General features: G+C 62.9%; 15 protein-coding genes. 8 read left to right on the forward strand and 7 right to left on the reverse strand.

Annotated elements, in window-relative coordinates:
• Positions 1–101 precede the first annotated feature (101 nt).
• The 3 genes from AB7245_RS16880 to AB7245_RS16890 are packed head-to-tail and all read left to right on the forward strand — an operon-like array spanning position 102 to position 5,264.
• Positions 102–3,284: an efflux RND transporter permease subunit gene (locus tag AB7245_RS16880; protein WP_085401034.1), complete on the forward strand. Its 3,183-nt coding sequence runs from the start codon at positions 102–104 to the stop codon at positions 3,282–3,284.
• Entirely contained in the window at positions 3,281–4,552 is a 1,272-nt protein-coding gene (locus AB7245_RS16885) for an efflux RND transporter periplasmic adaptor subunit (RefSeq protein WP_063984307.1), read from the forward strand. The genes AB7245_RS16880 and AB7245_RS16885 overlap by 4 nt, the downstream gene beginning before the upstream one ends.
• 10 nt (positions 4,553–4,562) lie before the next feature.
• Positions 4,563–5,264: a hypothetical protein gene (locus AB7245_RS16890; protein WP_161495808.1), complete on the forward strand. Its 702-nt coding sequence runs from the start codon at positions 4,563–4,565 to the stop codon at positions 5,262–5,264.
• An 87-nt stretch (positions 5,265–5,351) separates the two neighbouring features.
• On the opposite strand, the gene AB7245_RS16895 is transcribed toward AB7245_RS16890, so the two are convergent.
• On the reverse strand, positions 5,352–6,560 hold the full coding sequence (locus AB7245_RS16895) for an ABC transporter substrate-binding protein (RefSeq protein WP_085401037.1): 1,209 nt from the start codon (positions 6,558–6,560) through the stop codon (positions 5,352–5,354).
• Between the two features lie 80 nt (positions 6,561–6,640).
• Positions 6,641–9,541: an ATP-binding protein gene (locus AB7245_RS16900; RefSeq protein WP_085401039.1), complete on the reverse strand. Its 2,901-nt coding sequence runs from the start codon at positions 9,539–9,541 to the stop codon at positions 6,641–6,643.
• A 596-nt stretch (positions 9,542–10,137) separates the two neighbouring features.
• Between AB7245_RS16900 and AB7245_RS16905 the strand changes: the two genes are divergently transcribed.
• Positions 10,138–11,031 (forward strand): helix-turn-helix transcriptional regulator, encoded by an 894-nt coding sequence (locus AB7245_RS16905; protein WP_085401041.1) that lies wholly within the window; start codon positions 10,138–10,140, stop codon positions 11,029–11,031.
• 303 nt (positions 11,032–11,334) lie between these two features.
• Here the strand turns inward: AB7245_RS16905 and AB7245_RS16910 are convergent, their stop codons facing one another.
• The 3 genes from AB7245_RS16910 to AB7245_RS16920 form a co-directional block, all read right to left on the reverse strand.
• Positions 11,335–11,568, reverse strand: a complete 234-nt coding sequence (locus AB7245_RS16910; RefSeq protein ID WP_063984302.1) for a hypothetical protein — start codon at positions 11,566–11,568, stop codon at positions 11,335–11,337.
• A 153-nt stretch (positions 11,569–11,721) separates the two neighbouring features.
• A complete protein-coding gene (locus AB7245_RS16915) occupies positions 11,722–12,945 on the reverse strand; it encodes an ABC transporter substrate-binding protein (RefSeq protein ID WP_439034444.1) in 1,224 nt (407 codons plus the stop codon).
• A 404-nt stretch (positions 12,946–13,349) separates the two neighbouring features.
• A complete protein-coding gene (locus AB7245_RS16920; RefSeq protein ID WP_439034445.1) occupies positions 13,350–13,808 on the reverse strand; it encodes a hypothetical protein in 459 nt (152 codons plus the stop codon).
• An 84-nt stretch (positions 13,809–13,892) separates the two neighbouring features.
• Between AB7245_RS16920 and AB7245_RS16925 the strand changes: the two genes are divergently transcribed.
• Positions 13,893–14,174, forward strand: coding sequence for a hypothetical protein (locus AB7245_RS16925; RefSeq protein WP_028153535.1), 282 nt, complete (start codon positions 13,893–13,895; stop codon positions 14,172–14,174).
• Between the two features lie 124 nt (positions 14,175–14,298).
• Entirely contained in the window at positions 14,299–17,151 is a 2,853-nt protein-coding gene (locus AB7245_RS16930) for an ATP-binding protein (protein ID WP_354115604.1), read from the forward strand.
• A gap of 259 nt (positions 17,152–17,410) precedes the next feature.
• Here AB7245_RS16930 and AB7245_RS16935 read toward each other — a convergent pair whose 3' ends face one another.
• Both AB7245_RS16935 and AB7245_RS16940 read right to left on the reverse strand, forming a co-directional pair.
• Complete coding sequence (locus AB7245_RS16935) at positions 17,411–20,314, reverse strand: ATP-binding protein (RefSeq protein ID WP_085401047.1); 2,904 nt, start codon at positions 20,312–20,314, stop codon at positions 17,411–17,413.
• Positions 20,315–20,543: 229 nt separating this feature from the next.
• Positions 20,544–21,437 (reverse strand): SDR family NAD(P)-dependent oxidoreductase, encoded by an 894-nt coding sequence (locus tag AB7245_RS16940; RefSeq protein WP_085401048.1) that lies wholly within the window; start codon positions 21,435–21,437, stop codon positions 20,544–20,546.
• Between the two features lie 357 nt (positions 21,438–21,794).
• Here AB7245_RS16940 and AB7245_RS16945 point away from each other — a divergent pair, with 357 nt between their 5' ends.
• Both AB7245_RS16945 and AB7245_RS16950 read left to right on the forward strand, forming a co-directional pair.
• Positions 21,795–22,847, forward strand: a complete 1,053-nt coding sequence (locus tag AB7245_RS16945; protein WP_085401765.1) for a catalase family peroxidase — start codon at positions 21,795–21,797, stop codon at positions 22,845–22,847.
• Positions 22,844–23,407, forward strand: a complete 564-nt coding sequence (locus AB7245_RS16950; RefSeq protein ID WP_085401764.1) for a cytochrome b — start codon at positions 22,844–22,846, stop codon at positions 23,405–23,407. Before AB7245_RS16945 ends, AB7245_RS16950 begins: the two co-directional genes overlap by 4 nt.
• The last annotated feature ends 65 nt before the right edge of the window (positions 23,408–23,472 follow it).

Genomic DNA, 23,472 nt, shown 5'->3' on the forward strand with positions numbered 1-23,472 from the left:
GTCCTGCCGCGGAGCATCTGAATTCGTTTTCATTTGAACGGATGCTCTCCCGTCCTCATCTATTCAATGATCCCGCGCAACTTGCTTCAGGCAGAACCACCATGGGAATTGTTCGCTTCGCGCTACGGTTTCCGCACACGTTCTATGTGCTTGCGGCGCTGATCCTGTTTCTCGGCGGCATCGCGATCTGGTCGATGCCGACGGACATTTTTCCGGAGATCCGCATTCCCGTCGTCACGGTGGTGTGGAGCTACACCGGCCTGTCGACGCCCGAGATGGAGCAGCGCGTCAGCACCTACAGCCAGTATTCGATCAGCGCCAATGTCAGCGGCATCAAGAACATCGAGGCGCAAACTCTCAACGGTCTGTCGGTTCAGAAGATCTACTTCCAGCCGGACGTGAATCTCGACCTCGCAATCTCGCAGATCGTCTCGGCAACCAACGCCATCCGCGCCCTGATGCCGCCGGGCATTCAGCCGCCGATCATCGTACAGTTCAATGCATCGAGCGTGCCGGTGCTGCAGCTCAGCCTCGAGTCCAATAGTCTGAACGAGCAGCAACTATACGACTTCGGCATCTACCGTATCCGGCAGCAATTGGCGCCTGTTCCGGGCGTGACGCTGCCCACGCCTGCCGGCGGCAAGTACCGCCAGATCATGGTCGACATCGATCCGAACAAGCTCCTGTCGCGCGGATTGACGCCGCTCGACATCGTCAATGCGGTGAACACCCAAAATCTGACGCTGCCCACCGGGACGACGAAAATCGGCGACACCCAGTACACCGTTCGAACCAATGCCACGCCGGCCTCGATCAAGGATCTCAACATGATCCCGGTCAAGTTCGTGAACGGGGCCACGATCTTCCTGAAGGACGTGGCCCAGGTCCGGGACGGCTCCCAGGTCCAGCAGAACATCGTGCGCGAGGACGGTCATCGCGCCGTCCTGCTCAGCGTGATCAAGAACGGAAATGCCTCGACGCTCGCCGTCGTCAACGGGGTGAAGAAGGCCTTGAGTTCGATTCGCGCGTCGGCTCCTGCAGGGCTGAAGATCAACGAGCTGTTCGACCAGTCGGTCTTCGTCACCCATTCGGTGGATGGCGTGCTGCGCGAGGGCGCGATCGCGGCGGGCCTCACGGCGCTGATGATCCTGCTGTTTCTGGGATCGTGGCGATCGACGCTGGTCGTCTTGATCTCGATCCCGCTGGCGATGCTGTCTTCGCTGGTCGTGCTGTATTGTCTCGGCGAGACCTTGAACACGATGACGCTCGGTGGGCTTGCACTCGCGGTCGGCATCCTGGTCGACGATTCCACGGTGACGATCGAGAACACGCACCGACTCTGGACCGAGGAAGGCATGCCGTTGCCCGATGCGACGCTGCACGGGGCGGCTGAAATCGCGGTGCCGACGCTCGTCTCCACGCTCGCAATCAGTTGTGTGTTCACCTCGGTCGTATTTCTGGAAGGGCCGGCCAAATACCTCTTCACCCCGCTGGGTCTGGCGGTGGTGTTCGCGATGCTGGCGTCATATGCGTTGTCGCGAACGCTGACGCCGATCACCATCGGCCTGTTGCTGAAGGGCGAGCGGCGCCATGGCGAGGGCGGAAGCCCGTCGGGCATCTTCGGCCGCGCCTCTGCGATGTTCGAGCGCGGATTCGAACGCCTGCGCAACGGCTATTCCGATTTGCTGTTGACGTTGCTTCGGCGTCGCGTCGTCGTGCCGATCGTCGCGGTGCTGGTGCTGGCCCTCGGCGCCATCATGTTCGTCTATGTCGGCAGGGACTTCTATCCCCTGATCGACGGCGGCCAGATCCAGCTCCACGTTCGCGCGCCTGCGGGCACTCGCATCGAGAAGACGGAAGCAATCTTCCAGGCGGTCGAAGACAAGATCCGCCAAGTGATTCCGGAGCGGGACCGGGCGCTGATCGTCGACAATATCGGGCTTCCGGCGCGTCCCTACAATCTCGCATTCACGGACGGCTCGACGATCGGTGTGAACGACGGCACCATTCTGGTGTCGCTCAAGGATGGGCACAAGCCGACCGCGGACTACGTCAGGAAACTGCGCCAGGTGCTGCCGGCGGCGTTCCCGGAGGACACGTTCTATTTCCAGGCGGCCGACATCGTGACGCAGATCCTGAACTTCGGTCTTCCGGCGCAGATCGATGTCCGCACGGTTGGCTATGGCGACAACAATCTGGCCGTGGCCAAGGAGCTGCAGAAGAGCCTCGCGGCGATCCCCGGTGTCGTCGATGCGCATCTGCAGCAGGAAGTCGATGCTCCGGCGTTCTATGCCGACATCGACCGCACGCGGGCCGCCCAGCTCGGGCTCAACGCCAGCACGGTGGCGACCAATATCAATGTCAGCCTCAGCTCGTCGGCTCAGGTCTCGCCGAACTTCTGGACCGATCCGACGTCGGGCATCCCGTATTATCTGGCCGTGCAGACGCCCGAATACAGGGCCAATTCGCTGAACGCACTGGGAAACACGCCGGTGTCGGCCTCACTTGCCGCGAGCGGGCAGACGGTGCCCGGTCTCCTCAGCAATGTCGCGACGTTCAAGCGGGGGAGTGTCCCCACCAATTCGAACCAGGCCAACGTCCAGCCGGTGTTTGACGTCTATGCGAGCGTCCAGGGTCGCGATCTCGGCGGCGTCGCGGCCGATATCAACAAGGTCACGTCCACACTCCAGAAGCAGCTCCAGCCGGGTAATTCGATCCAGGTCCTGGGACAGATCCAGAGCATGAATCAGTCGTTCCGCAATCTCGGAATCGGCCTGCTGTTTGCCGCGATCCTGGTCTACCTGCTGATGGTCGTGAACTACCAGAACTTCGGCGATCCCTTCGTCGTCATCATGGCGCTGCCGGCGACCTTGTGCGGCATCTTGACGATGCTGTTCATCACCGGAACGACACTGAACGTGCCTTCGCTGATGGGGGCGATCATGGCGGTCGGCGTTGCCTCCGCGAATTCGATCCTGCTCGTGACGTTCGCGCGTGATGAGCAATTGAAGGGACATTCCGCGTTCCAGGCGGCGCTGAGCGCGGGCCGCACCAGGATCCGGCCGGTCCTGATGACTGCTGCCGCGATGATCGTGGGCATGATCCCGATGGCGCTCGGAGGTCCGGGCGAGGAGCAGAACGCCGCGCTCGCGCGCGCTGTGATCGGCGGACTTCTGTTCGCGACCCCGACGACTTTGCTGATCGTGCCGTACCTCTTTGCCATGCTGCGCAAAGGTAACGATGGCAAGCCTCACCACGGCGTATTCGAGGAGCAACCGGAATGAGCGACGTTCGTGTGCGGACCAATGACGACGAGGCGAGGGACCCGCCCGATGCGGAGAGCCGCCGCATCGTCGAGCTCCCCGGCAAGGCCGCGCCATCCGGACGCCGTTACGGCGGCGCGCTGCTCGGAGGAGGTATGCTTCTGCTGCTCGCGGGCGGTCTCGGCATTGGCGGCTGGCGGCACTATCAGGCGGCGCGTGAGGTCGCTGCAGTGGCGGAGCAGGTGAGAACCGCCATTCCGGAAGTGCGGGTGGCGGTGGTCCGGCCCAGCGGCGACCTGATGAAGGTTACCTTGCCGGCGACGACGACCGCGTTCGAGGCAGCCAATATCTTCGCGCGGACCAGTGGCTATATCGAAAAGCGCTATGTGGATATCGGCGATCGGGTCAAGAAAGGCGATCTTCTCGCGGCAATCACCGCTCCGGAGCTCGACCAGCAGATCGCCCAGGCCCAGGCGACGCTGGCGCAAAACCAGGCCGCCTTGCAGCAGGCGCAAGCGAGCCGGGAGCTTGCCGACGTCACCAATGCGCGCGACAGCAATCTGGTCAAGCAAGGCTGGCTGACGGCACAGCAGGGGGACAACGATCGTCTCACCCTGCGTGCACAGCAGGCGGCCGTGGGTGTCGCCCAGTCGAACATCACGGCGCAGGAGGCCCAGATTCGAGTCCTTCAGCAGGAGAAAGCCTACCAGCGCGTGGTGGCGCCGTTCGACGGCGTGATCACACAGCGCAACGTGGACAATGGCAGCCTGGTGCAGGCCGGGTCGACCTTCATGTTCACGCTGATGCATTCCAATGTGATCCGAACCCAGGTTTTCGTGCCGCAGGACGAGGCCTTCGGAGTTGGACCGGGCGTCGACGCGGATATTCGCGTCCCCGAGATTCCGGGGCGGACGTTTCCGGGGAAAGTCACGCGCATCGCAAGCGCATTGCAGCCGGGAAGCCGAACTCTGCTGACCGAGATCGACGTGCCCAATCCGGACGGTGCCTTAAGTCCCGGTATCTACTGCACGGTCGAGCTGTCGATCCCACGCAAGACGCCGTCGATGACCGTCTCGTCCGATGCGCTCGTCTTCGATCAGAACGGTCTTCATGTCGCGGTCGTGCGGAATGGCACCGTTCATCTGCAGCACGTCTCGATCGCGCGGGACTTGGGCACCACAATTGAAGTGCGCGAGGGCCTACAGCCCGGCGACCAGGTCGTGCTCAATCCGGCGGTGAACCTGGCGGAGGGCAGCAAGGTCACCATTCGCAAGGTCGAGGTCAGTTAGGAGCATAGAGATGATCCGGGTCGTGCTCGCAACAACGATCGCCCTGCTGTTGGGCTGTTCTTCGAGTGAGGCGCAGGTCTCAACGATGGGCACCACGGCGATGGGCCTTCCAACCGTACCGGGCGCGATCGTGACCTCGCCGCTCAATAGTCCGGGGCCCTTTTCCGCAACAACCGAGCCTGGCGTTCCCGACACGACGCTGGCGCCTGTTCCGCTCGCCTCGGATCCGACGACGCCGGGTACGGTCGTCGTCTGCGCCACGCCATCGACGTCCCCGATGCCGGTGCCGGCGACCCCGATCGTATCGAGCATCGGCTCGTCAGCGTCAGGCATCGGCGCTCCGCTATTGCCGGTCACAGGGCAAACCGGCAGCTCCATCGGAACGATTCCCGCAGCGGCACCGGCGGGAACGGGGACGACGGTCGCATGCAGCTCGACGCCGGGAGGGCTCGCGACAAGCGCTGCGTCCCTGCCGCTCTCGATCCCGCAAGTGCCGTCCAGTCTCGCGCCCGGCACGATCCTGGCGGACACCAGCGCTGCCGGCGGTACCGGCATCGATCCAAATGCCGCCGTCATGCCGAGCCCGAACAGCACGGCCTGCGCGGAAGGCGTCTCGATGAATCTCGCAGCGCCTGCGACCGTGTTGCCGGCCAACGCCTCAGGCGCGGCGCCAACGCCGGGAGTGTCGCCGATCTTGCCGCCGGGATGCTGAGGCGACGCCGCTACAGGACTCTCGTCGCACCGCGTGCGGATCGGGGGATGACACGTCGGCTGGCGTAGCCTTGGCCGTACCAGCGCTTCACGTTGCCGGGCGTAGCTTCAAAACTTCGGCGTCGGGCGGCAGCATCGTTCCACCGTCCCGGTATTTCCAGTCCACCATCACGCCCTTGTTGCCCCGTACAGTGGTGCGGCCGACGAAGGTCCCCATGGTGCTCTGATGGTCGATCGAACGCCAAATCGCCGGGCCGAACGGCGTTTCGAAGCCGACGTTGCCAAAGCCGTCGGCCATCGCCTCGGTATCGAATTTCCCGAGCTTTGCGATCGGTGCCACGATGGAGCTGATCAAGGCGTGACCGACCACGGATCCCATCGTGGGAGCCTCGCCATATCGTGCGGAATAGGCCGAGACGAAGGCGTTGTTGGCGTGATCCAAGACCTCGGTCACCGGATAGCCGGTCACGATCCATCCTTCCGGGGCGTCCTGCCCGAGCGGAAGAAGGTATTCGGGTTCGCCGGTCGTGAACGACACGACGTGTCGCCCTTCGAACAGGCCGCGATCATTGCCTTGCCGGACAAATCTGGCGAGATCGGGTCCGAAGGTGACGTTGAGGATCGCTTCGGGTTTCTGCTGCGCGAGAGCGTTAACGACCACGCCGGCATCAATGGCGCCCAGCGGCGGCCACTGACTGTTGATGAACTCGACGTCGGGACGACGGCGGCTCAGAAGCTGCGTGAACCATCTTACGGCCGACTGCCCGTATTCGTAGTTCGGGGCGATCGTCGCCCACCGCGTCGCCTTCAATTGAGCTGCCTCCTCCACCAGCATGGCTGCCAGCATGTATGTCGAGGGGCGGAGCCGGTAACAATATCGATGCCCTTGCTCCCAAACGAGGGCGTCGGTGAGCGGTTCGCTCGCCACGAAGAGGATCCGGTTTTGCCGGGCGAAGTCGCTGATTGCCAGTCCGACATTCGACAGATATGCGCCTGCCAGAAGATCGACGTCATTCCGCCGCACCAGTTCTTCGGCGGCACGCAGCGCGACGCTCGGCTTGCCTTCATCGTCCCGGCTGATGACCTGCAGCTCTCGCCCGAGGAGACCTCCACTCGCATTCAGCTGTTCGACCGCCAACTGCCAGCCGCGGCGATAGGGCAGGGTAAACGCGGGCGCGCTGCTATAGGAGTTGATCTCGCCGATCCTGATCGGTCTCGTGCCCTGGGCGCGGATGATGCCGGGCGAAAACACCGACGCGCCAACACTGCCTAAGACCTGTCGTCGAGAGATGCTCATCTGGTGCGATCCGGAGGATTGAGTGTGAGGGCTGGTCCAGCGCTGCAGGACATGTCGTGCCGGTCGAAAAGATCAGCAACCTAGTGGCAGGTGCAGGACGGGGGCCGGTCGTCGCCGCCTGTCGAAATCGAGATGCCGGGACTTGCAGCGAGACCGCGCGCAAAGGCGAGCGCGGGAAGATCGACCTCCCGATCGAACAGAGCGCTGACCGGACCGACGAGATCGAGAGCGGTCTGCTGGCGGTCCGACGCCGCCATGATCCTTGCCCAGGCTGCCGCGACCTTCAGCTCATAGAAGCGGCATTGCTGCTCTCTGGCAACGGACAGGCCCTCGGAGAACAGGACTTCCGAGCGGGACCGATCTGACGAGCCATCGGCAAGCAGGATCTCGCCCTTGATCCGCAGCAGATCAGCAAGGCACCACAATTGCTGGCCTTGCCGGGAGATGGCCAGGGCATCTTCCACGGCGGCCAGGGCCTGCGCAGTCTCGCCGACCGCGAACAGTCCTTCGGCGAGCGATCCGAGAAATTCGGGATTGCGCATCAGCCAGCCGTTCTCGGCCCGCGCTTTCAGTCCGCTGCGCAGCAGATCTATTCCATCGTGATGTCTGCCTTGCAGGACGAGCAACTGCCCCTTCAGGCAGGACGTCCAGCTCGTCCAGAAAGCTATTCCCTCGCGCGTGACGAGCTCGAGGAGAGACGCTATCGCCTGATCGGCAGTGGCGACATCATGCGTCATCAGCGCAATGGGGCACACGGCGTTCCGCAGCGCGTAAGCGATCGCGAGCTTGTCCTTCTCACGCTGCGCCTCCTCGAGGCATTCCGCGGCCAGGGATCTGCTCTGGGCGATCTTTCCCTGGAGCAGCAGCACGCGGGCTAACATGGCCTTTGCCAGGACGGTCTGGTTGAGCAGGAACCACATCTGGTTCGTGCCGTCCTTCAATCCGTGAGCCGAGTGGTCCAGGGACAGGGTCAGTTCGCGTCGAGCTTCCTCCTGCGCGCCGTAAAAATGGGTGGCGGCGCCGATCAGGCGGCGGCCGACCGTCTCGTTGGCGGGGTTTCCCGTGCGAAGGGCGATCGCCAGATATCGCTCTCCGACGCTCTTGGCCGCGTCATATTGGCCCGAGTTGAGATTATAGCTCCACAGCGTCCAAACAGCCTTGAGCTGAAGCTCGAGATCGGACAGCTCTTCGCCGAGTGCAAGCCCGATGTTCAGGGCCGCCTTCATGCGATCCGCCGAGCCAGTCGTATTGAGAAGCGCGAACCCCAGCGCGACGTAGAGCTGCGCCTTGAGCCTTGGATTGCAGGTGAGCTCTCCGTCAAGATGGGCGAGAGCGTGCTCGACCCGGGTCGAGCATTCCATGAAGGACAGCAGTTGCATCCACACCGGCACAAAGCCGGCCGTCAGCTCTACGCCGAGCGCGGCATCGCCGCCGGGTGCGAAGGCCCAGTCGAGCGCTGCATGCACGTTTCCAATTTCCTGGGCAAGGCGAGTGAGATCGTCGGAGGCGGGGGAGGCATCGCCAGGTGGCATGATGAGCTGCCTGAGAAAGCCCGCATGCCGTCTGCTGGCCTGCTCGCAGAGCCCTGCTTCTGCCAGCTTCTCCAGAGCATAGGCGCGGGTGGTCTCCAGCAGACGCCACCGCCCTTCGAAGGAGGGATCGAGCGAGACCAGCGATTTTCCGACCAGATTGAACAGTGTTTCGATGACGTCCGACCGGGACAACGCGTCGTCCATCATTGCAATGGCCGCATCGAGTGTGAAACCTGCCGGAAACACCGCGAGCCAGCACAACAGCCTTTGCTCGTCGGGCGATAACAGATCGTAGCTCCAGTCCAGCGTCGCTCGCAGGGTCTGGTGCCGTGGCAGTTGGTCCCTGCGGCCGCCGCTCAGCAACTCCATTCGCCTGTCCAGGCGAAGCAAGACCGTGTCGACCCCAAGATTCGCGGTCTGAGCCGCGGCGAATTCCAGCGCGAGCGGAATTCCGTCGAGCCGGCGACAGATGGCAGCCACTTTCAGCAGATCGTCCGCGCCTGGAGAGAAGTTCGCGCGTAGCGACTGTGTGCGAGCGACGAAGAGCTGCACGGCGCTTGCCTGCAACAGCACACCGGGATCACGCAAACCAGAGTCCGGAACCGACAGCGGCGGGATGGTCGCAACGTATTCGCCATCGATGCGGAGGCCTTCCCGACTGGTCGAAAGAATAGTGACATTGGGACAATAGCGAAGTGCGGCACTCGCGATCTGTGCAGCGATGTCGATGACATGCTCGCAATTGTCCAAGATGAGAAGCAGACGCCGTGACCCGATAGCCTGCGCGATGCAGGCGGCCGAAACCTCCTTGTCACTCAAGGCCAGCTTGAGCGCACGGGCGGTGGTCGATGTCGCAAGTGCCGGATCATGCAAGGTCGCGAGCTCGACCAGCGCCACCGCACCATCGAATGAGGATGCGACCAGGCGCGCAAGTTCGATGGCCAGCTTTGTTTTCCCGATGCCTCCCGGGCCGACCAAAGTCACGGCCCGATATGCGAACATAAGTTCGGCAATTTCGCTCAGGCAATCCTCGCGCCCGATAAGAGGAGCGCGCGTGTTCGGCAGGTTGTTCGAAAAGGATTCGATGGCCGGGACGGATACCGATGTCGCTGCGGGCTGATCCAAATGCCCGCTTCGCCAGGTCCCGGCGAGGGTATATCCACGGCCCGAGATCGTCTTGAGGAGATCGCGATCTTTGCCCAGCGCCTTGCGGACGGCGGAGATATGGACCTGTAGCGTGTTGTCCTCGACGGCCAGGCCTGACCAGACACTTCCGATCAAATCATCCTTGGTCACCAGGTGACCGGCGCAACCCGCCAGTTTCTCGAGAATCTCGAATGCGCGGCTTCCGATCGGGACCGTGATGTTGTCGCACTTCAGCTCTCTCCGCTGGCAATCGATGAGCCAGTTACCGAAAGAGTAGGTTCGTACAGCGGGCGAAGGCGACATAAGGGGGTCCGTGGATCAGCTTCACTGCCGCAATCTAGGAGAGTGACGTGACCCCCAAAGATCACCGCCCCTGGCAAGATTCTGAAAGCGTCAGTATGCCCAGGTGTCGTACAGGGGAGGCCGTTGGGGTGTCAAGACGACCTTCTCAGTAGCCGGCTGTTCGCCATGGCTCGATGCAGGCGTCCGAAACGCTCGTTGCTTGCACACGAATTCGTGAGGACGAATGGGAGTGCCAAAATGGGAGAGCGGGCCGGAAGGAGCGTGCAGCACATCCCGACAGCAACACGGGGCAGGGGACTTCGCGTCGCAACGGTTCAGAAGCTCGGCAGCCTGCTTGGTCTCTTCGTTATCGAGCGGTCGAAGCGACACCTGTTCACATCGCGAGCTGCAGGATATCGCGCGGCATCTCGATTGAAAGGATGGCACGACGCATCGCTTCGACTGTGTCGGCAAGTCGGCGAAGGAGAGCCTGAAGTTTCCTGATTTTGCGCCTCTTCACTCGCGATCGGGCCATAGCTTGCTACCTTACTCTGCGATCGATGCGCTTCGCCGGAATGGGGCATCATCGTTTGGATTGTCCTTGCCAGAGTAAGATCATGTCTCAGCCATTATTACTGTCGCCACAACCGAAGCATGGCGACACCCAGGCGACCGTCACCGCGGACGAAACAGATTTCCGCTCGGCCATCGCAATGGCCTCGATCGCGCCGCTTCCGAAGGTCATCGCGCCTACCACCGTTTCGCGCAGGGACGATCTGTCCCCCCTTGATGCAACGACGATTGCCTTCGAGCGGCTCGGTCTGGTCATTGCGATCGAAGGGCGGCCACGGCGCAGCTCCAGCATATCCCCGTGTAATCCGGCGCGCGACACCGGCTGGCTTCGCGTCGAAATCCCGTGGCAACGCGCGGCCATGACTGCACCTAGCTCTCTGACAACGGCGCCCATTTGTGACGACGATCCGGTTGTTCAGCGCCTGTCCGAAGCTCTCGTCGCGATGGAGCGATTGAAGGCCACCGATAGCGCCCTTTGCGTCGACGCCCTGCGATTTGCCGTCATTGCCCGGCTCCTTGCCTTGCGGTCCGAGGCGGAGCCGAGGTTCGACGAGCGAGCCCGCGTCGGCCAATGCACTTCTGAAAGGCCGGTCCACGGATTGCAGAAGTGGCGGCTCAAGCGGGTGCTCGACTATATCGAGACTCACTTCCGCAAGAAAATCGTGCTGGCGGATCTTGCCGCGGCCGCGGGCCTGAGCCGGATGCATTTCGCCGCCCAGTTCCGCGCCGCGACGGGTTGCAGGCCTCACGAATATATCTTGCGGCACCGGATACAGCGCTCCAAGGATCTGCTGCGGGACTGCGAGATGCCGATTGTTGAGGTCGCGCTCACAGTGGGTTTTCAGAGCCAGGCCCACTTCACGACGACGTTCAGGCGCTTCACGGGTGACACGCCGAGTCGATGGCGAGATGCCGCTGCGGCTGGATTCGATCTTTGATGCCCCTGCCTCGACCGAATAGGCCTCTGCCCTCGCGGGGCCTGAGACTGCAGTGGCGAGGTTGGTGAATTCCGCGATGGAGCTGGCATCGCTCTCGGATCCGCTGCAGATGCCGGGCCGCGGCGTTGGTACGGATCAATGCGTCTCAGACAGGGCCGGTCGGAAGAACGGGGCTTCATAGGGCCGCCATTCTTCCTCCAGTCACGTCTGTGAGATGGAAGCCCCCGAAGCGCCGAGATGAATCTCTTCAAGTCCGCGCTGACGATTGCCTTGCGGCAAGGGGGCTCGCTCCGGCTGGCGTGCTCAATAGCCCGACTTGGGCTCGCACGGAGGCCGACGCCAGGGGTCGCTCGCATACGCGCCGACGTCGGGAGCGCGAACACAGTTGCGCTTGGACGTCACCGGAACGCGCTGAACCGACGCATAGGCGTCGTCATTGGTCCGGCGCGCCTGGTTGTTGCCTTCGCGAGCCATCGCGGGGGAGGCGATCATGGCCGAAACCATCAGTCCCGCCGACAAGAGCTTCAGTGTAGTCATTGCACGTCTCCTTGACAAAGCGACGCCGGGAACGCCTCGGCTCGCCTGCCAGACATGTGTACGCGTGTGTCGGATGAGCAGTATCAATTGAACGATCATTTTCGCCTTTGCACGAAGTCGGCGCCCGCGCTTCATCTCGAAAGCGATTGCTCGCTAGTCGGGCGAAAGCGTTATCTGGTCCGAATGGCCATTCATGAGCGGACCGAACCATTCCCACTTCTCGCCGGTGAAGCGCATCATTTGGAGATGCTCAATCGGGCGAAAGTCCGTCGGCGATGTCTTGACCCGGACGCCGGGAATATAGGCCGCCCCCTCGATGTCGAGATTCGTCGCCACCTGCATGATCCTCTCGCGTGTGAGATCGTCGCCACAGCGCCTAAGCACCTCAACGAGCGCGCTCGACATATTGAATGCCACCAGCGGGCCGCTTTCGGATCGATCTGCGTCCGGATAGTATTTCGCCATGAACGCGCGAAAATGCTGCATGCCCGGGTATGAGTCCCACTGCGGGTCGGTCACGTCCATCTGGTACCCGGCACTCAGGACTCCCTTCGCGTTGTCCAGTCCTGCGAGCTTCAACACAGAGCCGACCGAAACCGAGACGTTCGTCATGATGTGGACGGGATGCCAGTCCAGCTCGGCGAGCTTCCTGATCGCCTGAGCCGCGAATTTTGGCGTGGCGACATTGATGAAAATGTCGGGGGCGGCCGCCTTGATCGCCACGATCTGCGAGTCGATTGTCGGCTCGCTGATTTCATATGGCAGGCTCGCAACCACCATTTGCGCGTACACGTCTTGTAGCACCTCCTTCAGGCCAGCCAGATAGTCGCGTCCGAAGTCGTCGTTCTGGTAGAGGATGCCGATCCTGGCGCCAGGGTGATGCGTCAGGATATAGTCCGCGTAGATGCGTGCCTCGGTTCGGTAGCTCGGTAGCCAGCCGATCGTCCACGGAAAGTGGACGGGATCAGCCCAGCGAGATGCCCCCGATATGGCGAACAATTGCGGCACGTGGCGATGGTTCATGTACCTTTGAATGGCGGCGTTGCTCGCGGTACCGAAGGGGGCGAAGATCGCGAGCACTTCGTCGTCCTCGACGAGCCGCCGTGCCTGCTCGACCGCTCGGGACGGATTGTAGCCATCGTCGTAGGAGATGAACGCGACTGTCCGGCCGTTGATGCCGCCATTGTCGTTGACCATGCGAAAATACGCACTCATCGTCCTGCCGATGATGCCGTAAGCCGATGCCGGGCCGCTATAGGGCATGATGTTGCCGATCCTGATCTCGGTGTCGCTCGCACCGGGATCGTATCGCTGTTGCGCAGAGGCGCTGGCTGCGCCGGCCGCAAATATGACGGCGACGATCGCTAGTTTTCGCAAGCGCCTCGCAATGTCCGGACTCAAATGGCCACTTCCACCGGTGATCAAGCGATGCCTCCATAGCGCTGCTGGTCTTCGTGCCTGCCGGGCGGCGGTATGGCGCCAATGGAGGGCCTGCTCGTCCAACAGTCGATAGCCGGAGTGTAGCGCGGGACCCGACGCGAGCCGGATTACAGAAGCTGAAGAACTGTGAAGTTTTACAATGGTGTGCGTAGAATTGACCCGTCACCGGCGCCCGATCTGGGGGAGCGTTCTACGCCGTCGTCGCGAACAAACGTTCGGAGCCGATGATATCGATCGAGGCTCCGGACCCGCGGGGTGCGCCGCATGGCGCGGTCGCACTCCGAGCGAGGTCACAGACAGGCATGGTGACGCGGCAATTTGCCTTTGCGTGTTGCCGCCGCTCACCGATGCCCGTGGCGGTTGTAGATGTGGCCCGCTCCGAACACCGGAGCCGCGCCACCGGACCGCTCGAGACCCATTCGCCCTGCCGGCGTCAATGCGCCGCCATTCAGCACGTCGCGATTGGGATACATTGATGCAAATGCGGCGGGCTCCTGATCGGCATAGGACCAGGCCGCGGAGGCGGATGATATCGTTGCCGTTGAAAGCAGCACTGCGGCGATCAGGGTTTTGAATGCACTCATAGCGATTCTCCATTGCTTGTGATGTGCGGAGAGTCGCTTGGCGATGATCGCTGCTCGGCTGATGGCGTTTCCGGAATTGCTTTCTATACCGGGCCGGCCGGAAAACCCCGCTTGTTGAGCATCACTCTTGCGAGAAGATGACGGGAATATCAGGCAGTGCGCGCGGTTACCAAGGTCTGATGCGTCTTCGAAGCCGAACTCTGTCACAATTGTCATAGTTGCTCGCGCGATCGTGCGTGGTCGAATCGTGTGCGACGCCCAGTTCTAGGTGCAGGTCATACAACATGAGGAGTGTGAGCCATGAGACTGCTCTGGTTTCTCTGCGTCGTCGCCAGTCTTGCGCTCTCGGGTGTCGCATCGGCCCGCGGCGGCATGGGATCCCACATGTCGATGGAGAGCGGTGGCGCGCTCGGTACCAGCGCTGCTGCGCCGGGAACGAACTCGCTCGGCACCGCGCTCCCGTCATCGGAGGGGGTTGGTCATCCGACGAAGGGACCGCTGCTCGGCTCGGATGCGACCATCGACAAGGAGGACGCACGGGTCGAGAAGATGCTGGAAGGATCCATCTGTCGCGGCTGCTGACGTGCGAGCATTGCGATATTTGCGGCGAGTGTCTGGCGGCCTTGGTCGCCGGACAGATTGTGTATTTTGAATGCGTTGGTGATACGCTGGGCGCAAGATCAAGCAACCGCCTGGGGCTATGCCGATGATGGCCGAGCCAAACCAGCGCCCCGTCTACGCTTGCGCTGAATGGGAGATCGATCTTGCCAGACGCGAACTGCGCTCGATGGGAGAGTCCGTTCCTCTGGGCGGTCGTGCCTTCGAGATTCTTGCGGAATTGGCTCAGGCCGAAGGCGGGCTGGTCACCAAGAATGACCTGACGGAGCGTGTCTGGCGCGGCGTCTTCGTCGAGGAGAGTGCACTTCGGGTCCATATCGCGGCGATCCGGAAGGCCTTTGGTTCGGATCGTGACATGCTGGCGACAACGGTCGGCCGGGGCTATCGCCTGCTGGGTTCATGGCGGACCCGGCAGATGGCTGCCCCGCTACAATCTGCCGCACCCCAGCCACTGCCGTCGACCAACATTCCCAATGCATCATTCGTTCTCATCGGCCGCACCACCGCGGTCGCGCGTTTGTGGGAGCTTCTATCGGCTTATCGCGTCGTGAGCCTCGTCGGGCCTGGCGGGATCGGCAAGACGGCCCTTGCACTACAAGCTGCCAGGACGCCGCCAGCCGGTTTTGCGGCCGACCGGTTGCTGGTCGAATTGGCCTCGCTGCCCGATCCCAAGCTCGTGTGCTCGGCCGTCGCCAGCACGCTCCGTATCAAGCTCGAAGGGGAGGAGATCACCCCGGGCTCCATAGCGCGCGCGATTGGAGCCAGGCAGTTGTTGCTCATTCTCGACAATTGCGAGCACGTCGTTGATACCGTGGCCCAACTGGCCGAGACGATCGTCAGCCAGTGTTCCGGAACGATCGTCCTGGCGACAAGTCGCGAAGCGCTGCGCATTGACGGCGAACATGTCTATCGCGTTCCGCCCCTGGGTGTGCCGCCCGAAGTCCGGCTCGGGTCTGACGCCGCATCGGCCTACACGGCGGTAGAATTGTTCACGACCAGAGCGAAAGCGCTGGGCTCCAGCTTCGCGCTCGACGAAGAGAACCTTGATGCCGTCGCAGCCATCTGCCGCCGGCTGGATGGCATTCCGCTCGCGATCGAGTTCGCGGCGGCGCGCGCCGTGATGCTCAGTCCGCCGAAGATCGCGGCACTTCTCGACGACAGGTTCAAATTTCTGACGACCGGCCGGCGTACTGCGTTGCCCAGGCAGCAAACGCTTCGTGCGACGCTCGACTGGAGCTACGATCTACTGCCGGACGCCGAGGCGCGGGTTCTGCGGCGGCTCGGCGTGTTTGCCGGAGAGTTTCTACTCGATGCCGTGATCGCGGTCGCCGGCGAAGGGATGGGCGATGTCACCGCGGAGCTTGCCAACCTGGTGGCAAAGTCGCTCGTCCTTGCGGATATTCGCGGCGAGCGCCCGTACTATCGCCTGCTGGACACCACGCGCGCCTATGCGCTGGAAAAGCTTCACGCCAGCGGCGAATTTCCCGGCGTCGCGCGCCGCCAGGCCGGATACTATGGCGGGTTCTTTGCGAATGCGGAAGCTGACAGCGAAGTGAAACCGCAGGCGGAGTGGCTCGGCTTTTATGGCCAGCACATCGACAACGTACGATCCAGCCTCGATTGGGCTTTCTCGCCCGACGGAGATGCGCAGATCGGAGTGGCGCTGACCGCAGGGGCCGTCCCGTTATGGGTACAATTGTCGCTCCTCGCCGAGTGCCGCGAGCGGACCGAACTGGCGTTGGCCAGCCTCGACGGCAGCGCCGCGGGCGCTTTGCGGCTCCGCATGCAATTATCGGCCGCGCTTGGCTGGTCACTGATGTACGGCGTTGGCAGGGCTCGAGAGGCCGGTCCGGCCTGGGCGGCGACCCTGCAGCTGGCCGAGCAGCTCGGCGACAGCGACTATCTGTTGCGTGCGCTTTGGGGGCTCTGCATCGATCAATTCAACAACGGCGAGTTCCGCAAGGCGTTGGAATTCGCGCACCGCTTCGCGGATATCGTGGCCGATTCCCAAAATTCGGTCGACCGGATGATGGGCGATCGGCTGCTTGCCACGACGCTGCACTACCTCGGTGACCAGCGGTTGGCGCATCATCACATTGGGCGGACCTTGTCTCGCCTTTCCGATCTGGCGGCGAAGCCGCAGGTGATCCGTTTCAGGTTCGACCTGCGAGCCTCGGCACGCTATTTCCAGGCGCGCATCCTGTGGCTTCTCGGGTTGGCGGATCAGGCACTGAGCGTCGTCGAGCGCAATGTCGAGGAGGGCCGTGCGAGTGGTCATGCCCTGACCTTCTGCAGCGTACTCGGCCAGGGTGCCTGTCCGATTGCTTTCCTGGCCGGCGACCTCGATGCTGCGGAAGGCTATTGCACCATGCTGCTCGAGCACACCGAACGTCATCCGATCCGTCTATGGAACGTATGGGCGCGCGCCTTCAGGGGCATGGTGATGGCGCGGCGTGGCGATGTCGCCGCCGGATTGACGTTGCTGCGCAAGGCGCTCGAGCTGGCGGGCGAGGCGCGTTTCCTGCCGCGCTTCCTGCTTCCTCTCGGCGAACTGGCAGCATGTCTCGGAGAGGTCGGCGAAGTATCGCTGGGGCTTGCGACCGCGGACGAGGCGCTTGCGCGCTGCGAGGCGAGGGATGAGCGGTGGTACGCGGCTGAGCTCTGGCGCATCAAGGGCGAGTTGCTCCGGCATCCCGGCGAGCGTCGCTCGGCTATCGCCGCCGAGCAGTGCTTCGACAAGGCTTTCGAAGTCGCGCGCGGCCAAGGTGCGCTGTTCTGGGAGCTGAGAGCGGCCATCAGCCTGGCACGGTTGAGGACGAGTCAGGGCCGTCCCGCCGATGCGCACCAAATCCTGGCTCTTGTGTACGGCAAATTCACTGAGGGTTTCGAGACCACGGATCTCAGGCTCGCGAGAGCGATGATGACGGAGTTTTCGACATAATAGTACGGTCGGTGCTCCAGGATGCCCCGGGGGCGGCGTCCGATACATGTCATCGGACGCAGGTGCGGCCTCGGCGAGCGCCGCATCCCCCGTGCTCCAGAACGTTGGCTTCGAAGTCCTATTGCCGGACCAAGAATGCCGGCCCCTCGACGCGGTCTTTCCATGCCGCGCGCTTCTATCCGGATTGCACGGCATCGCCGCCAGCCGCGCGACCTGGCCACTGCAGGTTCGCGCACCCCACGCGAGTTTGTCAGAGAGATTAACTCGCGGCGAGCGAGCCCGAAGGCGGAGACGCCAATTCGGCAAGCAATTCGCTGGCCGCTTTCAGGACGGGCGTATTGAACCCCTCGGTGAATCGTCCATAGATGGGCGCAAGCACGTCTTGCGCTTCACTGCGGCGGCCCCGCCGCTGCAATAGCCCTGCAAGACCGATTGCCGTGCGCAACTCAAAACCGAGCGCCCCCTGATGTCGGGCAAGGTCAAGTGATTGCGCCAGGCTCCGCTCCGCCTCCAGGAAGTCGGGATTGTCCTTGCGGATCAGCACTTCTGCCCTTGCCCGCAACATGTCCGGCATCTCCACCATGAAGTTGCGACGCCGACCCCGGGCAATCGCCTGATCGAGGATGTCGAGTGCTTCATCTCCACGACCTGTCGCCGCCAGAGCTTCCGCGAGCGGCACGCAAAGTCCGGCCGCCGCGCCGTAGCGCTGGCTCTGCAGCTTCTTGACGGAGGCGTTCAGCATGGCCAGCCCGATATCACTCTCGCCGCGGGCCAGTAGCGCAATCCCTTTCATGGCGTCGCCGACCGTCTGGAGGGTGGCGAGATTATGCTTGCGGGTCTCCACGAGGAGCCTGTCAATGTGCTCCTCGCACACCCCCACATCTCCGTTCCAGAGGAAAACACCGAATGCCCAGGGCAGCGCTATGCACAGTATGGTCGGATGGTTGATGGCGATCACATCGGAGATGGCTTGGCGCGCCGTCGCCGTGGCCTGATCGGGATGTCCCTCGAGCCACAAGATGCGGGCGAGGGTGATTTGAGGACGCTTCGGGTAATCGGACGTCAGGCCGCCACGGGAGTCGCCTTCCAGTCCCGGATGGGACAGCGCCGCTTCGACGTACGAGCGAGACGCGGCAACCTCGCCCAGATAGTGGCACGACGTTCCGAGCAACATGCGCATGCGCGCCACTCCGACGGAATCGTTGCTGGCGAGGGCAATCGCTTCGCCGCGCTTAGCGGTGGCCAGCGCATCGTCAAAATTGCCGACCAGCAATTGGAGCAGATGCAGTCGGCCAATCAGGCGGATTTGGCCGGCGACATCGCCAATTGTCTCGGCCAACCTGACCGCTCTGTCGAGATAGCCGACGCCCAATTCGTCGATTTGTCCCGTCAGCATCCGGGCCGACGCCAACGCGGCATGAAGTGCGAGGTCGTGCCTGACACTTCCGCCCGTCTCATGAAGCGCTTCGATTGCGCGCGTGACCCAGAACTGGCATTCGGTGAAGAGCGACAGCTTGAAGAACAGGGGGATCGCTGCCGCAGCGAGGCGGACGCCGGTTCTGCGGTCGCCTCGATCCGAGAAGCACCACGCCAGCGCGCTGCGTATGTCGCCGAATTGATCGGCCATCGACGACAGGCCTTCATTCGGCTCGTCGGCCGTCTTTTCAAGCAAATCCCGAAAGTAGGAGGCGTGGCGTAGCGGCACGATCTCGGCGTCGGGGCTGGCGGCGAGCTTCTCCTGCGCGTAGGCCCGCGTCGCGTCCGCGAGCCTGTAGCGCATCGATTGCGAGCCCTGGTTCAGGGCAAGCATCGACTTGGCCACGAGGTTGTCGAGCGCAGCCATGGTCGTGTCGTCGCTAGTGGGATCGCTGCCGGCGATCGCTCGGGCGGCTTCGGCGGTGAAGCTGCCGACGAACACGGATAGCTGGCTGAGAACCACCCGTTCGGGCTCGGATAGAAGATCGTAGCTCCACTCGATGGTTGCGCGAAGCGTCCGGTGCCGGGGCAGCGCCGTGCGTCGTCCTTCCCACAGCAGATTGAAGTGCTTGTCGAGGAGTTGGACCATGGCCTTGACTCCGTATGCGGTCACATGGCCGGCGGTGAGCTCGATCGCGAGCGGGATGCCATTGAGCCGACAGCAGAGGTTGCCGACGTCCGACGCGTTCGCATCCGTCAATCCGAACTCACCTCCAGCTGCGGCCGCGCGCTCCACGAAGAGCTTTACGGAGGGGTAGGCAATCGCGCTCTCGGCCGTCAGAACGGCATTTTCCGGCGGGCTTGTCAGAGGCGAGAGCCGATATGTGTGCTCGCCTTCGACCCGCAGCAGCTCCCGGCTCGTGGCCATGATGTGCAACTGCGGTGCCTCCTGGTAGAGCCGTTCGGCCAGCGCGGCTGCGGCGTCGACGACATGCTCGCAGCAATCCAGAATGAGCAGCATCCGCCGGTCGCGCAGGACTGCAACAAGACTGTTTGAGGGATCGTCCGATCGCGCCCGCAGCCCGAGCGAAGATGCTGCAATGGCCGGTACCAGAGCGGCATCGCGGGTCTCACCGAGACTGACGAAGTGAACCTGGCCGGCGAATTCCGCGAGAAGGGCGTGGCCCGCGGAAACAGCGACCGTCGTCTTGCCGATGCCGCCCGGGCCGACGACCGTGATGAAACGCTGGGCTTTGAGCCTTTCCGATATATCCTGGATGGTTTGCTCGCGGCCCACCATCTGCCAGGGATGTGCCGGCAGGTTGTGCGCGCGAACAGGCTTGGTCGGTGCAGGTTGATTCTGCTCCGGGCTCGCGGCCGAACCGACGAAACAATAACCCTGTCCCGAGACCGTGCTCAGATATTTGGCGCCGGCATTGCCGTCCCCGAGCGCCTTGCGGAGTGCTGCGATATGGACGCGCAAGCTGTTGTCATCGACGCTGGAGCCTGGCCATGTCCTGGCGATCAAATCGCTCTTGCTGACGACGTCGCCCGCATGCCGGATCAGTGTCAGCAGAAGGTCAAATGCGCGAGCCGACAGTTGAACCGGATTGCCATCTTTCTCGATCCGTCTCTGCGAGGCGTCCAGACGAAACGGCCCAAAGACGAAAATCTCTTGAGCGGAGCTCTCCTGGAGAGAGGGTCCGGTCGTGGCTGTTGTGGCGTTGCTCTGCCAGCGGTGGACCATTTGAAAATATTAAATCCGACGACCGACTCGTCGTACTCTATGACTTGAACTCGGGCCGAAACGTGTGACCGCGGTGGCAGCTCCAAACGTAACATCCAGCAGTATCGCGGTAAAGGATCACCGATGAATGTCGCTGATCACTTTCGTCCGGAGGGCAGGGAACTCCGGGGAGAGTCCCGATTTTTTGGGAACGACCGTCGATTGGGGAAATCTCCGCCAATGGGTGATCTCATCGGATCAACACGGGCTTGAGAAGATCCTCCAGGCCGATCCGGCGGAACAGTTCCGTGCGAGCGCGGTCGGCGACGGCGTCGACAGCTGCCGCCCCATCGTCATCCGGGCCGAAATGAACTTTCAGCGGACGTTGTCCGAACGGCATGTTCACGACATTCGCAACTGTGCTTGCGACATCTTGTGGGGCCGTATCCTTCGGCGAAAGCTGCGCGAGTCCCGCAAGCGCGATTTCACTCACGTCGGCGGTTGGACCATCCGCGTATTCTTCCGCCCGAACAGTATCCTGCGGCCGGCCGGATCGGACATAGTGGCCGGGTCCGAGAGCACTGGGAACGATGATGGTCGTCTCGACGCCCCAACGTGCGAGCTCGCCGGCGTAACTGAGTGCCAGCGAATCCAGGGCGGCTTCCGTTGAAGCACAGGCGCCGAGGAACGGAACCGAGCTGCCCCGCGCGCTGCTTGACGTGATCCATATCAGCAAGCCCTGACCCTGCTTGCGCAATTGTGGCAACGCCGCGCGATTGAGGCGCTGTGCGATCAGGACGTTGGTATCGTAGAGCTCGGCAAGCTGCTCCGGCGTGAAGGCTTCTGCGGGTCCGTAAACGACTTGCCGGGCATTGTGCACGACCACGTCGAGGCGGCCGTTTTCGGCGATGATGGTCTCAACGGCCGAGGTCACTGAGGATTCCGAAGAGACGTCAAACTCGATCGTGCGGAGATCGGGGCCGGGCTGGCCGGGATTTGATCCAGCCTCCTCGATCCCTTGCGCAATAGGGCCACTCATTTCCCGGCTTGAAACGTAGACCGTGTGGCCTGCCTGCATCAGTTGCCGGCAGGTGGTTCGTCCGATGCTGTTTGCAGCACCCGTGACGATGATCACTTTGCTCATTCGATTCCCAATCGCATTCCAGCCTCTGCGGCGCTGGCGGCCCCGTCGCGACACGGTCCATCGTTCGGGAGTCGACCGCCGCCATCGTGCGAAGCGCATCTGGAATAGGGCGGGGCGCAGGGTGGGTCTTTTCGGGCATCACGATCGATTGTCAAATTGCACGAAAAATTTCGAGAATGCCCGAAGCCGGATCCGGTCCGGCGAACGCCGAAGACAGTTCAGGCGTGCCTTCGCGAAATTGGCGGTGGGTTCGAAAAGATCGGGCCTTGGCCGCCGGCTACAAGGAGGCTGCGTCGCTCGAAAGAGCGCCGCGCGCACCCGATTGCCAGGCGGTCTGCGCATCGCAAAGGAGACCGGATGAATCAAGGCAAGCTACCACGTTCGGGGCTTGGGTCCCTCGTCCTGATTGCGGCCGTGGTCGGCGGCGGCGCGGCTGCCTTCGCATACACTGCGGGATGGCTCTCGCCGGGGCGCCTGACGCCGGAACGGATGATCGCTGCGCTGACGCCTCCGAGCGGCCCGCCGCTCGGGCACCGGCGAAATCATGCCAAGGGAATCTGCTTCACTGGGACATTCGAGGCGAATGGAAACGGTGCGGAGCTCTCCCGGGCCAAGGTCTTCGCGCAGGGGCACTATCCGGCCTTGGGCCGTTTCAATCTCGGCACGGCCGATCCGAACGCGGTTGATGCGACCGTGCGCGTCCGCGGCCTGGGATTGCAGATCACGACGGCAGACGGCGAAGAGTGGCGCATGGCGATGATCAACCCGCCGGTCTTTGCGGTTTCCACGCCGCAAGCATTTCACGACCTGCTGATCGCATCCGGAAAGAAGGATCCGGAGGCGATGAAGGCATTCATTCAGGCCAACCCGGAATTCGGCCCCTTCGCGGCCTGGGCCAAGACGGCGCCCTGGACCGGCAGTTATGCGGAGGAGCCCTATAACGGTCTCAACAGCTTCGTCTTCACGGACGCCGGAGGCGGCGACCACACCGTGCGATGGTCGCTGTTGCCCTCGGCGCAACCCATTCCGATCTCGCAGGCCGACCTCGAAAAGCGCGGGCCGGATTATCTCGAGCAGGAGATCACCGAACGGGTCCGGACCGCCGGTCCACTGCGATGGACCATGGTCACGACCGTCGCCGATCCGGGCGACCCGACCGCGGATCCGAGCAAGGCCTGGCCGGAGAACCGTCGCAAAGTGGAGGTCGGAACGCTGATCGTGCAGCGGATCGAGCCGGAGCGCGATGGACCGTGCCGCGACATCAATTTCGATCCGGCGGTCCTGCCACAGGGAATCCGGGTGTCGGACGATCCGTTCCCGGCTGCACGCTCATCGGTCTACCGCAAATCCTACGATCTGCGCGCGGCCGAAGCCAGGGACTATCCGCGAACCGGGACCGCCAAGCCATGACCAGCGCTCCTCATCGTTTTGCCCTGATCCAGCGGGTTCTGCACTGGCTGATGGCGGTCTGCATCCTCGCCATGCTGTTCATTGGCGTCGGCATGGTCTCCACGGTCGCGCCGAAATATCTGCCGCTCATCCTGGTCCACAAGACGATCGGCGTCATCCTGCTGGTCCTCGTGCTGATCAGGCTGGCGTTGCGGCTGCATTACGGTGCGCCGCCATTGCCGGCCGATCTTTCGAGACCTATGAAGTTTGGAGCAAAATTGTCGCATCAGCTCCTGTATGGCCTCATGATCGTCATGCCGTTGCTCGGTCTCGGCATGCTCTGGGCCGCGGCCTATCCGGTCGTCCTGTATGGCGGGATCCGAATTCCCGCGCTGCTGCCGCAGAGCGACCTGATGCACACGCTGCTCTGGAATGCCCACGTCTATCTGGGTTTCGCTTTTTTTGCCCTTGTGCTGCTGCATCTGGCGGCGGGGCTGTTCCACGCATTGATCCGTCGCGATGGCGTATTCGCATCGATGTCGCTTCTGCCGCTGCGGGACAGGGTGACACAAGTGAAATGAACCCGCGGCGCGCCAGCGGGCGCCCCTCGCAGGCGTGCGATCCCAAAAGGATCTTTCGCGCTGGA

Origin of the sequence: Bradyrhizobium sp. 604_D8_N2_3 (assembly GCF_051810765.1) — a bacterium.
GTDB classification, from domain to species: domain Bacteria; phylum Pseudomonadota; class Alphaproteobacteria; order Rhizobiales; family Xanthobacteraceae; genus Bradyrhizobium; species Bradyrhizobium barranii.